Raw genomic sequence first — 12,975 nt, 5'->3', positions numbered from 1 at the left:
CCTATTTCGAAAGACTCAGCAACCCCGAGCGAGGCACTTCGAAAGAGGCCAGTCCACCCACCGATTGCGTGGTGCGTGAAACCTCTTTTCCTTGAGAGTCGTGCACGACTATCGTGACCTCTTCCATTGCGGGAAGTTTGAGGACCAGCGTGTCGCTTGAAGTTGCGTTGACGACATCAAACTGACGCGAACCCAGTTCCTCCAGATCCAAATAGTTCTCGGCATAGAGCGCGGCGATGGTTTTTTCATCTCCATGAGCCAGAACGACGGGATAGTTCTCGTGCGGCCGGCGGGCTTCCAGCTGCCCGTCTAACAGAATGCCCTGATTCGCCCGCCAGTAGCCGGTCCAGAAGGCGACCATTTCGCGGTGTTCGGCGGAGATAGTATCGAGTCGAACCGAGAGTTGTGGAACAGAGAAGAGGATGTTCAAGAGCTGCTGTGCGGCGTTCTCGACGGTCTCCTTGGGATGGAAGAGATACATGTCGGAGTGAACGGCAGTGGTGCCGGAGAGGAGGCGAAGCTCGATGGTGCTGGAGCGGTTCACGACGGCCATGTTCGGGCAATCGACCGCGCGGAACATGTTGCCATACTTGCGCATCAGAGGCCCAATGTAGCTCTGGCGGAACTCGATCATAATCTCGGGGTTAATTGCTTTTAGTTCAGTCATCACGTCTGACATCAGGCGATCGAGTGCTTCGTTGACCGAGCCATAGTCGCGTCCGTCTTCGGCTGTTAGATCGGCTCCTTTGGCAGGAGTAAAGGTGCCGATGAAGTCGAGCTTGAGTCCGTCGAGGTCCCAATCGGTGACGGCGTTCTTGTAGGTCTCAATGAGATATTCGCGCACTTCCGGGTAGCGGGGATCGAGAATGGAAGTTCCTTGTCCGGCCCAGTCGCGGAGATATTTTCCTTCGAACTTCTCATAGATCTCAGCCTTCTTGCCAACGAACGGGACGGAGTACCAGAGAAGGACTTTCATATCGAGGGCGTGGATCCGGTCTGAAAGCCCTTTCATGTCGGTCAGGCGCTCCGGCTTCCAGTCACCAGTGAAGGCATACCCCCTCTGACTATCGAGTGTCTGCCAACCATCGTCGATGATGATTGCGTCAAATCCGAGGGGCTTCGCTCTTTCGCACTCGGCAACCAAGGTGTCAGCATCCAGAACCTGATGGAAAGCATACCAGGTGGAATACATCGGCATACGGGCGGCTGCCGGAACTTCTGCTGGGGTATAGCCTTCTTGTTGCTCCCACCAAGTCGCAACTTCGCCAAGCGACTTGGAGTAATCAACCTCACGCAGGTCAAAGCGGACCTCGGCTTGATAGGATTTTGTCGCGCTTTCGGGCTCGGAAAAGAACTCCAGATAGCAGTGAAATTCACAGTCCTCTTCAATCAGGTTCGCTCCCATATTCAGAGTGCGCAGGGCATCGGAGGCGGCAAAGGTGAGACGATTCTTCCCGGCCAAACTGTAAAGAGACAGCACCGGTGCTCGGTTGGCCGCGCGGGATGTCAGGCGGCTCTTGTAGTAGCTCACCTTGTCGATTGAGTTGGTGGGGGTCCAGAAGCCGTGCACATCCACGGAGGGGACCTGCCATTTCAAGGTGAAGTTGGGTGGTTGAGCCGCTTCCTCGGAGACCAAATCAATAGTCGCAATCCAAAGCCCCGGCTCAACTTCTTCACTGGTGAGCGAGGATTGGAAGCTGCCGAGTTCGCCTTCAAGCTTGAGAGACTCCGGATTGAAGGGAAGAGGGGCCGCTTGAGCTTGCGCGAGAAGGGAGCAGCCTAGAATCAGGCCGTTGAGGGGATTGAGTAGTTTGAGCACGGCCAAGTATTTGCCCTGAATCTTCGTTTTTACAAGTCGGTTCTAAAAATGATGAAAAGTGACTTTCAGCCGCTATTTGAGCAGACGCGAACAGAATGAGTTCGAACCGGCAATTGTGGTTATCTACTAGAAGTCTAGTAGTTCGATTTCTTAATGAGATTCAGATCTCAATAATCAAATGATAAAAAAGATGAAGAAAGAGGTTGACCGATTAGGTGTCGTTCTATAACTATTCCGCAAGTCGCAACTGAAGCGGCAGAACCGCAAGGAGGTAGATTTTCCATCATGAACCATTCAAGCCATATCAAAACCAACTCGCTCGCAGCGGCCCAAGTGCGCTGTTATCGCGGCGTGTCCGGTTCGTTGTTTGGTGGTTCAAATGGCCTCCAGATTCAACCGACAGAGCTCGATTCCGCGCAAAACTTAGGGAGTTATTCCAAGGGGATGCCCGCAATGGAAACCGAGCTGAGCGAGAACAAACTGGTAAGCAGGATTACGTAAATCACTGGTAAATAAGGATTTTTACGGCCCTGCTTCCCCCCACGGAGGCAGGGCCTTTTTGTATTCAACCATTGAGAAGAAACCAAGAAATTGAACTAAGAACGAGAAAAGAGGGTGAGCCCGGGTCCGCTAGCGAAAGCTAGTGAAGTGACCTGAATGGCCAGACCCTCGAGAGAGATTTGAAAGACAGAACCTGAAAATGAGGAACCGCCCCCAGCTGCAACTGGCGACGGCTCCGACAGCGCTGCCGGATGGAATCCGACGAATCAACTGCACAAGATGATTCTAATCGAGATAAAGTTTCGGTCAAGAAAGACTTAACTTCACAGATAAGTGAATGGAGGGAATTCATGTGCTCATTTCCAGGCCAAGAAGGCTTGTTGGAAGATGTGCCAAAGGAAACATCGAAAGGTCCGCCGAGAAATCCCCGCGGCCACGGTTCGAGAGAACGGTGACGGTGTTTGTTCCTAGAAAATGAATTTTGGAAGGGGAGCGTCAGATGATGCTCTCCTTTCCAAATCGAAGTTCTCTGGAGTTGGAGCACGGCTTACGTTGAGCCGTCGCATGCTCATGCTCACAGAGGATTTCGATTTGGAGAGAAATTCCAATGGCGGTCTGGCGTCATGAGATGGGCGTGTTGAAAGGCACGTAAAGGGGCAGCAACCCTGTCTGCCCGCCCTCTTCCCATTGGGGAGAGGGACAACCAGACAAACCTGGTTCCAATGGCTTCGCGGCAGTCTGCGGCGGAGCGATGCTGGAAGATGGGAGATGCTCCATTGCGGACGGCAAGTGCTCAAGCAATGGTGGGTGTAGCAACCCACGGAGTCTCCACGCCAAACATCGACAGTTGAGAACGAAGGGGAGTCATCGGGTGCGAGGCTTAGCGGCCAAGAGCCCGGTGGCAGTCGAGTGGTGCGGGGAACGGAGAGGGGTCTTTCAAGCCCGGAACCGTCCCCAAGTCGCGAAGACCGTAACGCCTGTAGCAACGGGCGGGACAGGAGGCGTGTGGAATTTTGTTGCCCAAAAGGCAGCGAACCCACCGGACGCACACGTCTCACAGAAGGGTATTGGATAGTACGAGAGGAAATCCCCAGATTAAGGATCTGTTTCAAACGCAAAGATGCGTCCTTGATTGTGTGAAAATGGCTTAAGCCCTGACCGAGTATTCGGAATCAGGGTCCGCGAGGTCTCGCAAGGACCTCAAGGATTGATGGAACGCCGCACGGTGGAGTAGCTCTCCTTCGTGGCCCAGCAGGGTCGACGGTAGGTTGAACATCGAGAAGCGCAATCAGAAGGGAGAATCGCCACTTCCTCATCAAAGGCAGTCAGGTAGGAATACAAAGGGTGGGCCCCGTGTGCCCTCCTTTGTGGAAGACTTGGGAAGGCGGGCCGTCGCTGGCTTGCGATAATCCAAGGCAAGTTCCTACATGCGAGGGTGTCCTTCTCAACCCTTGCCTCCTATTTTCTAACAGCGGGGAGAGTGTTGGTATCTCAAGGAGGTTTCATAAGCCACCATCCGCGGGTTCGATTCCCGCCTCCGCAACCAATTTCACGGAGCAAGGACATTCCTGTCCTTGAGCTGAGCCCCGGAGTCTCAGTGGCAAGGTTCTGCTGACGATTCGGTGTCCAAGGACAGGAATGTCCTTGCTCCAACAGGGGTTGCTCCGGCCAGTAGTCTGTAAAACTGCCGTCTCTAAACAAGGTCGGAAGTCGACGAGAAGAGCGTTACTTCCAGCCCCTACCATTTTTCAAGAACTGGCCTGTAGTGAAGCGGTATCACACCGGATTGTTAATCCGGAATCCATGGTTCGATCCCATGTTGGTCAGCCAATTTCAGCGTAGCTCACGCGAGCGAGCGCTGGTTTGAAGAACCGGAGAGAGGGGGCCGACTCCCCGGCAGCCAGATTTTCTAACGGAGCAAGGACATTCCTGTCCTTGAGCAGAGCCCCGGAGAAACGATCCGTCGCTCAGGGACAGGAATGTGCCCTGCTCCATCTAACAACGGCGCGCAAACATTGCGGTGATGTGCCTGACTTGCCCTCGCTCCTCTCACGCCATGCGCAGTGCGACTTCCTCCTCCGGAAGTTGGGCGATGAAATTTCTCATAGATGAGAAGCGACATTCCAATCAGGAAAACGGAGTTCGAGTTTGCCTTTGGCTATGCCTTCTACCTGTTTTCAACAGACTGTTTTGAAGGACGCTTTTGCGCGTCTGGCATTCCGGCGTGCTACCAATTTTCTAACAAGTGTGGACTATGGTGTATGAGTTGCATTCGACATTGTGAATGTCGCGGAACGGGTGCGAATCCCGTTGGTCCTCCCATTTTTCAGTCAAGTGCCTGCGTAGCCCAATGGCAGAGGCGGCCGGCTTAGACCCGGTCTGGTGTTGGTTCGAGTCCAACCGCAGGTACCAATTTTTCTAACAAGGAGGTTAACATGAGCGAGAAACATAACTACGAAGATCTGCCCTTTCACCGAAAGGACCAGTAAGCGGCGACGCGGGTTCCCATCAGAGACGCAAGTCAAGAAGGGCCACCGTGTGGTGCAAGGAGACAAAGTGCTTCAGGAAAAATTAGGACGGAACGATCTGTGCCCTTGTGGCTCCGGTCGGAAGTTCAAGCAGTGTTGTCTGCGTGAGGGGCGATTCGATGGCTCGCTGCGCGACGACTACTTTTAGAGAATAGCTCCCGTAGCCCAATGGCAACGGCGCCTCGCTTCGAACGAGGAGATTGCAGGTTCGAGTCCTGCCGGGAGTGCCATTTTTCAAGGATTCCAAACCGGACAAGCGTGCTGGTCGTGTTTGCTAAACACTGAGTTGCCAAAATGTAATGGGGTGCAAGTCCTCTGGGCTCCGCCATTCTCAATCGCAGCGCAGGTAGATAATTGGTAGGTCGTGCTTCGCCGAAGCCGACCCTCTCGATCACCGGAAACACCTTTGCAGGCAGACGATTTCGATCCACCGCAATGAATCGTCCATGATTGGCTTTCACAAAATCATGAGGCCCACGCTGAACTCTTCGAGATCAAGAGGGTCGGCTTCGGCGAAGCCCGACCTACCGGCTATGAAGACCAGGGTAGGCGCTACGTCTCAAAGGATCGCTTGTCCTTGCTCCGCGCAGGGCTTGTGAAGTGTAGGTTTGGCTTTCAGTTACTCTATTTTTCTGGGTCTGTAGCTCAATTGGTAGAGCAGCCGGTTTTTACCCGGTCGATGCGGGTTCGAGACCCGACGGACCCACCATTTTCACGAAGTCTTCCGTGTGGAGGTACTTCAAGGATCCTGTCAGCTAATCGGTTAGGCTATCGCACTTTCACTGCGAAAACCCGGGTTCGAATCCCGGCAGGATCGCCATTTTTTTCGGGGGGTAGTTCAATCGGAGAATGCGCGCTTTGGAAGCGTGAGGTTGTCGGTTCGAGCCCGGCTCCCCCGACCAACTTCTAACAATTCCCGGATAGCTCAATTGGCAGAGCACTCGACTTTGACTCGAGCAGTGTGGGTTCGAGCCCCACTCCGGGCACCAATTCTAACAAGACATGAAACCATGATACAATTAATGACTGCGAGAGACCCTCGCCCAACCCTGGAGACCGAGCGTCTTCTCTTGAGACCATTTCAACGGAATGACGCGGCCGAGGTGCGCCGACTGGTGGGAGATATTCGGGTGGCCAGGAATCTATCCCTGGTTCCTCACCCTTATCCCGAAGGCCTTGCCGAGACTTGGATTGAGGGGCAGCGCGCGGCCTATGAAGCCGGCACGCACTTGACCTTTGCCATCACTTTGAAGGGGACCGGTGCGGTGATGGGGGCCATCAGTCTTCATCCGAAAGAAGACCTCCTTCGCGCGGAAGTCGGCTACTGGGTTGGCGTTCCCTTTTGGGGGAAGGGCTACACCACCGAAGCGCTGGAGGAGATGTTGCGCTTTGGTTTCGATGACTTCGCGCTGCAACGGATTTTCGCCACTCACTTCGTCAACAACCCGGCCTCGGGTCGGGTGATGGAGAAGGTCGGTATGACGCTCGAGGGCGTGATGAAACTGGGCATCTCCCGCTTCGGAGTGCTCAGCGATAGTATGCAACGTGCGATCATCAAACCCGATTGGGAGCGCCGGAGACAGGCGGAAGAACTTTACTGCTAGACCGTGTCGTGTGTGAAAGCGGCGGGTGGGTCTTTGCCAACCCACTCGCCGCAAAATTCTAAGAAAAAATGAATGAAAGAAACAATGTTCGGCGTGAGAAAAGTCGCCGTATTCAAGAAAACGATCGAAGGCTTTTGCGACTGGATGAAGAGAGGCGCGAGCTTTGGAGTCAACTTCGAAATGCTCCGCTGAGAAAGTTGAAAGAACCCTATCAGAAAGGATGGGAACGCTTCTTTGATCTCAGCGAACAAGCCAAAAGACGTAAGGACTCTGATGAACTGGAAGCAGCTTTGCACTTGATTCGAAACTACCAGAGATGCTCGGTGAATCCCTTTCGCCAATTTCAGTGGAAGAGTCGTCGAATAGTTCCGTGGGAACACAACTTGAGTGGTCTTTCGCTTCGGAGGATCCTATCTGAGCGGATTCCCTTGGAGTATCTCAAGCACTTTCGACTGCGGCTCCGGGAGCCCGTTACGCAAGCCCGTCTGCGGGAACTTTTGAGGTCGGGTTGGACTGGGCTATTCTGGTTTCGATACCCTGAGTATGCGATCTCACATGTGCAGCCCTTTTTGATTACCCACACGAGGGTGGCTTTGCCTGAGGTTGAGCGGCGTCTTGCTGAAATCGAAGCGAACTTGCAGAATAGAGGAGATACCTTCCGCCTGAATCACTTGAAAGATACCGGAGCTCACCGCTGGGATCGCATCAGTCAGGTTTTGGCCGAGCGCCAGAGCAGCACTGTGGTAAAGAGGGAAATCTTTGAGGCCCGACTTGAGTTCAATGAAGGCCACTGGAACGAGCGGCGGCGGCCCTTCATTTTTCTGAATTGATTTTCAGACGGATGAAGGGCCGTCGTTTCTCGCTAGGAACAAACACCAGGGGATTCCGGCGGAGCTTTCGATGTTTTTGGAGGGCTCTTTCCCAAAAAAACGAAAACGACCATGAAGACCGTAATCAATAAATCCGTCGTGCTGGTTCTGAATAGGAATTGGCAGGCCGTGAATACCACCACCCCCGCGGAAGCGTTCTCATCCATGATGACCGATGCTGCCACAGGCTTGGATGTTCATGGGCCCGACTGGATGGTTCCGGTGAAGTGGTCGGATTGGGTGCAGCTGCCTGTTCGGGAAGAGGACTTCTCGGTCGGAACAGTGGAAGGTTTGATTCGGGTTCCTACCGTGATGGTTTTGAGCAACTTTGACCGCGTGCCGCTGAAGCGTCCCAGTTTTTCGCTACGGGGGCTGTGGTTGCGGGACGGAGGTCGTTGCCAATACACCGGGCGGGAATTGAAGATGGGCGAAGGCAATATCGACCACGTCATCCCGCAATCACGGGGTGGTGAGACCTCTTGGGAAAACTGTGTGCTGTCCGACCGCGTGGTGAATAACCGCAAGGCCGCGCGCACGCCGCAGGAGGCAGGTCTCCGGTTGATGCGTCAGCCCTTTCGCCCGCCCACGGTGCCGGTCACGCAATTACTAGAAAACCAGTATCAAATCCCCGAGTGGGAAGTGTTTCTGGGTAAAAGAAAAACTGAAAAGGAAAAATCTACGGCTGTCGTCTAATTGTCAGTGGCTCGGAAGGGAGTTCCCGGATGAGTTCCACCCATCGGCTGGGCGCGGCTGTCTACATGAAGTAGCTCAATGGTAGAGCAGTCCCTGAAAAGGATTGGTTGCAGGTTCGAGTCCTGTCGAAAAAGAAGCTCCTTCGGGTTCTGGCCCGCCCATTCGGGTAGGCAACCGGGGAAGGGCTTTGCGAGGGGGACCTCTCGTGATTCCGCATCATGCCGAATCACTGACGTCCCTTCTCCCGCCCGAAATTGGTGGGACGCGAAGGAGTTTTCTTCAAAAAATTTAACAAGACAAAGAAGGTAAAATGAATATTTGGAATTTAATGGAATGGGGAGCCTTGGCTTTGGCTCTCATCGTGATCTGGCGAATGGTTTCTGACTTTCGCAAGCGGGTTGTGGTGGAGCAGCACGAGCGGGCGCTGCATTTCCGCAACGGAGTTTTTCGGGGTCTGTTGGAGCCTGGAGTCTCCATTCTATGGGGACGCGGAAATGAAGTCACCCGACTGGATCGGCGCTGGCAGGAGATGGTGGTGCAGGGACAAGAGTTCCTGACTGCCGACCGGGCCGGAGTGAAGGTGAGTGGGGTGGTTCGCTACCGCATTGTGGACGGGCTTCGGTTCGTGACCGAGTCGGCGAATCCTGTCGGGACTTTGCATGCTGCGACCCAGATGGCACTTCGTGATGTCATCGGGGTTCTGGGGCTGGAAGCGGTGCTGGAACGCCAGGCCGACCTCGGGCCCCAGCTCAAGGAACTGGTTCAATCCGTGGGTCAACAGATCGGGATCGAAGTCGAAACCGTCGTTGCCCGGGACCTGATGCTCAACGGGGACCTCAAGCGAGTCTATCAGGCCAGCCTTGTCGCCAAGCAAGAGGCTCTCGCCGCTTTGGAAAAAGCGCGAGGAGAAGCCGCCGCGATGCGAGTGATGGCCAATGGAGCCCGGGTCTTTGAAAAGAATCCCACCCTTTTTCAGCTGCGTGCTCTCGATGTCGTGAGCAAGGCAGGCGAAGGATATAATAACCACCTCGTCATCGGCTCCCTGGAGACCCTGATGAGTGCGATAAAAACCGATTGAGGATGCAAGCTCCGGACCCTGTGGTTCGGAGCTTTTTGCATCTGAACAAGAATTTGATAGAGTGATGAAAGCGTTGAAGAAGAAGGATTTGATTGAGGCCGGGTGGCCTAAGGGACCGCAAATGGCGGAGATGATGGAGAAGGTGCGCGAGCTGCAGGAACGCGGAGTGTGCGACCGGAAGTATCTCTTTAAATTGCTGGTGCGGGACTTTGGTGCCCCGGAGCCCAAGGTGAAGATGCGGGAGAAACCCGCGCCTTTGGCCGAGGCTATCCTGGGCGAAACCAAGGAAGAAAAAGAGAACGTCGCGAAGGTGCGGCAGAAGATGGAGCAATTGCTCAAGGTGCCTGTGATTGCGCGGGGGGCGGTGATGCCGGATGCTTGTCCCACTGGGCCGCAACCGGCGGTGATTCCGGTGGGTGGGGTGATTGCGGTGGAGAACGCGATCATCCCGAGCGCACACTCGGCGGATATCTGTTGCTCGATGTTTGCGACTTTCTATGAAGAACGAAGCAGCGTGAGCAATGAGCTCGACAGCCTGACCACGGCGACGCGCTTTGGGCCCGGGGGGCGGCATTATGATGATTTGGTGCATCACCCTGTTCTGGATGAAGAGGTGTGGGACAATCCGTTTCTTTCGGGTTTGCGGGAGCGGGGAGTGATTCACATCGCAGACCAGGGGGACGGAAATCACTTTGCCTTTCTGGGCGAGGTGACAGTGGATGATGGTCTGTTAGAAGAGTTGCGGAAGGTGGGTTATGGCGTTCTCGCTAGCCAACTGGAGAACCCGAAGCAAGAGGGGCAGGCTGTGGCTCGCAAGTTGCGGGTGCTGGTTACTCACCATGGTTCGCGCAGTGTGGGATCGCATCTTTACAAGCGGGGTCAAGGGGTTGCGCTGAAGCAGACCGAGAAGTCGGGAGCGCATATTCCGGCGGCAGGTGCTTGGATGGATGCGAATTCGGATGAGGGCCGACACTACTGGGAGGCGCTACAGTATGTGGGTCGCTGGACGAAGGCGAATCACGAGGCCATTCACGAACGCTTTCTGAAGCGCATCGGGGCGGAGAAGGTGGCGGCCTTTGGCAACGAGCACAACTTCGTCTGGAAGCGGGGCGATCTGTTCTTGCACGGCAAGGGAGCGACTCCGGCTTGGAAAGACGCTGGTGGGCGTCCGCTGTTGGGATTGATTCCGCTCAACATGGCGGAGCCCATTCTGATGGTGCTGGGAAGTGATAATGAGGACTTCCTGTCTTTCGCGCCTCATGGGGCGGGTCGGAATGTGTCGCGCACCAAGTTGATGCGCCGCTATCCCGATGCCGCGACGCGGAAGAATGTCTTGGAACATCACACCCGCGATATCGATGTGCGCTGGTTCTGTGGTCAGCCTGATTTGAGCGAGTCACCGGTTGGATACAAAAATGCCGAGCAGGTGCGTTCTCAGATTAAACACTTCGGACTCGCTGATGTCGTGGCAGAAATCCGGCCCTTGGGCTGCATCATGGCAGGCAGTTCCGGCCGCAGCTGGAAGCAGATGAAAGAGGAAGAACTCACCCCCAAGCAAAAACGCCAGATTGTCCACCGTGCGGATCGGCGGCGCATGAGGCAGGATCTGGGGAATTGGGAAGGCTTGGATGAAGGATAGGAGCGTGCGTCGTTCTGACTTTTCCGGCCGTTCGAGGCTCTCCAGTGGCGGGAAATGCCGAATTCAGTCGCGATGATAGGGCGTGCCGGCGTGGATGGTGGCGACGCGGTAGAGCTGTTCGGCGAGGAAGAGGGTGGCGAGTTCGTGCTGGAGAACGAGGTTGGAGAGGGAAAGGACGTAGTCCGCGGCATCCCGGGTGGCGGGGAGGTGTCCGTTGGAGGGCCCGATGAGGTAGGAGATCTCCTTAATGTCCGGGCGCTCAATCCATTGCGTCATCTGGTCGGCGAGCTGGCGGGTGGTGGGTTTCTTGCCTCTTTCGTCCAAAATAATGCGAAAGGTGCCCTTGGACGCGTCGAGTAGCCGCTGGGAGACGACCTCGGCTGGGCCGTCTTTGAGGGTCTCCAGGGTGAATTTGCCATGGCGCTTCAGCCGACGAAGGTATTCTTCAATGCCGCTTTTGGCGAAAGAGAGGGCCGGTTTGCCGACAACGATGATGCGATGGGTCACGGTGGTGGAGAGTGGCGCTAAATTTCCCCCTTTCCAAGAGTAAGCTTGAGTCGCTAGAGTGCGCGACCCTCGGCGTTGGCCCGTCGGGGTCAAGCAACACAACAAAACCACATATGCTCACCATCATCTCATTCATCGCCTTTACGGCGTTTGCTGCAGTGCTCACTTGGTGGATCACGCGAAAAGACAAGACCGATAGTTCGGACGGGTTCTTTTTGGGTGGCCGCAGTTTGACCTTTCCAATTATCGCGGGCTCTTTGCTCCTAACCAACCTTTCCACCGAGCAAATGGTGGGGCTCAATGGCGCGGCGTTTAAAAGCGGCCTCATGGTGATGGCTTGGGAAGTCGTCGCGGTGATTGCCTTGGTGCTGATGGCTCTGTTCTTCCTACCCAAGTTTTTGCGGACAGGAATTACCACCGTGCCGCAGTTCCTCGAGCAGCGATATGATACGCGAACCCAGTCTATCGCGAACACGATTTTCCTTTTGGCCTACGCCTTGATTCTCATTCCTTTGATTCTCTATACGGGTGCGATTGGTCTCATCAATATGATGGACTTGGCGACCCTCACGGGGATTGAAAATGAGACCACGCTGCTTCGTCTAACCGTCATCTTCATTGGTGTGGCAGGCTTGCTTTATTCCCGCTTTGGCGGAATGAGAACACTGGCGGTCTTGGATACCATCAATGGTGTCGGTCTCTTGACCGGTGGTTTGATGATTGCTTGGTTCGCTCTCAAGGCGATGGGCGGTGATGATGGAGTCGTAGCAGGTTGGACGGCTCTCAATGAAGTGCATCCCGAGCGGATGGACTCGACGGGTAACAAGGGCTCGGACCTTCCTTTCTCGACTCTTTTCACCGGAGTCGCACTCCTCAACTTGTTCTACTGGTGCACCAACCAGCAAATCATTCAGCGGACCTTCGGCGCGAGCAGTTTGGCCGAGGGGCAAAAAGGGGTTCTGCTAACAGGAGCCTTGAAATTGCTTGGGCCGCTCTATCTCGTTCTGCCTGGTCTCGTGGCCTACCACCTCTATTCCGCTGAAGGCATTCGCCCTGACCAAGCCTACGGGACTTTGGTTTCCCGTCTTCTGCCCGAGCACCTGACCGGATTCTTCTCGGCAGTGATGGTCGGTGCGATTTTGAGCTCCTTCAACGCGGCATTGAACTCGACTTCGGCCTTGTTCAGTCTCGGTCTTTACAAGCACAGCATCAACCCGAACGGAACCGAGGAACAAACGGTCAAAGCGGCTAAATGGTTTGTGGTTGGAATCGCAATTGCGGCCATGATTGGCGCGCCGTTCCTTGCGGGTCAGGAAACAATTTTCGGTTACCTGCAGAAGATGAATGGCATCTACTTCATCCCTATTTTCTCAGTGGTTGTGGTTGGAATGCTTCATTCCCGAGTGCCTTCTTCCGCAGCTGCCATTGCGATGCTGGCTGGCGTTTTCATCATTGCCGTCGGCTACTTTGTTCCTCCTGTTGCCAATGCGATGTCAGGTCTGAATGAGTTCCATTTCCTCGGAATCGTCTTTGCGCTTTTGGTCATCTTCCTTCTGGTGATGGGGAGCGTGGCACCACGAGCGGAAGCTTGGAAAATCGAGACCCGCAATACCATCGATATGACTCCTTGGAAGGGGGCTTACATCGCCAGCGGAATCTTAGTTCTGCTCGTGCTAGCGATTTACATCAGCTTCTCCAAGTAAGTCACTTGGCGTCTTTTTTAAAAGGCCTGCCCTC

At 54.8% G+C, this 12,975-nt stretch carries 10 protein-coding genes and 7 tRNA genes; 14 read left to right on the top strand and 3 right to left on the bottom strand.

Annotation, left to right across the window (positions count from 1 at the left end; translation table 11 throughout):
* Position 1 precedes the first annotated feature (1 nt).
* Complete coding sequence (locus IE099_RS04485) at positions 2-1,819, bottom strand: glycoside hydrolase family 36 protein (RefSeq protein WP_189567719.1); 1,818 nt, start codon at positions 1,817-1,819, stop codon at positions 2-4.
* A gap of 285 nt (positions 1,820-2,104) precedes the next feature.
* On the opposite strand from IE099_RS04485, the gene IE099_RS04480 reads away from it, so the two are divergent.
* The 9 genes from IE099_RS04480 (at position 2,105) to IE099_RS04440 (ending at position 6,452) form a co-directional block, all read left to right on the top strand.
* Positions 2,105-2,320, top strand: a complete 216-nt coding sequence (locus IE099_RS04480; RefSeq protein WP_189567717.1) for a hypothetical protein — start codon at positions 2,105-2,107, stop codon at positions 2,318-2,320.
* Between the two features lie 1,756 nt (positions 2,321-4,076).
* A tRNA-Asn gene (locus tag IE099_RS04475) sits at positions 4,077-4,150 on the top strand.
* A gap of 506 nt (positions 4,151-4,656) precedes the next feature.
* Positions 4,657-4,732, top strand: a tRNA-Leu gene (locus IE099_RS04470).
* Between the two features lie 126 nt (positions 4,733-4,858).
* Positions 4,859-4,996, top strand: coding sequence for an SEC-C metal-binding domain-containing protein (locus IE099_RS21135; protein WP_377047526.1), 138 nt, complete (start codon positions 4,859-4,861; stop codon positions 4,994-4,996).
* 6 nt (positions 4,997-5,002) lie between these two features.
* Positions 5,003-5,078, top strand: a tRNA-Arg gene (locus IE099_RS04460).
* Positions 5,079-5,482: 404 nt separating this feature from the next.
* Positions 5,483-5,557 (top strand) — tRNA-Lys (locus IE099_RS04455).
* Positions 5,558-5,592: 35 nt separating this feature from the next.
* Positions 5,593-5,668 (top strand) — tRNA-Glu (locus IE099_RS04450).
* A 7-nt stretch (positions 5,669-5,675) separates the two neighbouring features.
* A tRNA-Pro gene (locus tag IE099_RS04445) sits at positions 5,676-5,750 on the top strand.
* Between the two features lie 108 nt (positions 5,751-5,858).
* Entirely contained in the window at positions 5,859-6,452 is a 594-nt protein-coding gene (locus IE099_RS04440; protein WP_229809384.1) for a GNAT family N-acetyltransferase, read from the top strand.
* Positions 6,453-7,003: 551 nt separating this feature from the next.
* Here the strand turns inward: IE099_RS04440 and IE099_RS04435 are convergent.
* Positions 7,004-7,243 (bottom strand): hypothetical protein, encoded by a 240-nt coding sequence (locus tag IE099_RS04435; RefSeq protein WP_189567716.1) that lies wholly within the window; start codon positions 7,241-7,243, stop codon positions 7,004-7,006.
* Between the two features lie 150 nt (positions 7,244-7,393).
* On the opposite strand from IE099_RS04435, the gene IE099_RS04430 reads away from it, so the two are divergent.
* From IE099_RS04430 to IE099_RS04415, 4 genes are all read left to right on the top strand, one after another.
* Complete coding sequence (locus tag IE099_RS04430; protein WP_189567715.1) at positions 7,394-8,014, top strand: HNH endonuclease; 621 nt, start codon at positions 7,394-7,396, stop codon at positions 8,012-8,014.
* 72 nt (positions 8,015-8,086) lie between these two features.
* A tRNA-Phe gene (locus IE099_RS04425) sits at positions 8,087-8,141 on the top strand.
* A 183-nt stretch (positions 8,142-8,324) separates the two neighbouring features.
* Positions 8,325-9,092, top strand: coding sequence for a slipin family protein (locus tag IE099_RS04420; protein ID WP_189567714.1), 768 nt, complete (start codon positions 8,325-8,327; stop codon positions 9,090-9,092).
* Positions 9,093-9,156: 64 nt separating this feature from the next.
* Positions 9,157-10,731, top strand: coding sequence for an RtcB family protein (locus tag IE099_RS04415; RefSeq protein ID WP_189567713.1), 1,575 nt, complete (start codon positions 9,157-9,159; stop codon positions 10,729-10,731).
* A gap of 63 nt (positions 10,732-10,794) precedes the next feature.
* On the opposite strand, the gene IE099_RS04410 is transcribed toward IE099_RS04415, so the two are convergent.
* Positions 10,795-11,238, bottom strand: a complete 444-nt coding sequence (locus IE099_RS04410; protein WP_189567712.1) for a 23S rRNA (pseudouridine(1915)-N(3))-methyltransferase RlmH — start codon at positions 11,236-11,238, stop codon at positions 10,795-10,797.
* Positions 11,239-11,351: 113 nt separating this feature from the next.
* Here IE099_RS04410 and IE099_RS04405 point away from each other — a divergent pair, with 113 nt between their 5' ends.
* Positions 11,352-12,941 carry a solute:sodium symporter family transporter gene (locus tag IE099_RS04405; RefSeq protein WP_189567711.1) on the top strand — a complete coding sequence of 530 codons (1,590 nt, stop codon included), beginning with the start codon at positions 11,352-11,354 and terminating at the stop codon, positions 12,939-12,941.
* Positions 12,942-12,975: the final 34 nt, after the last annotated feature.

Origin of the sequence: Roseibacillus persicicus, assembly GCF_014651675.1 — a bacterium.
GTDB lineage: Bacteria > Verrucomicrobiota > Verrucomicrobiia > Verrucomicrobiales > Akkermansiaceae > Roseibacillus > Roseibacillus persicicus.
This window is presented reverse-complemented; position numbering and strand designations above follow the sequence as displayed.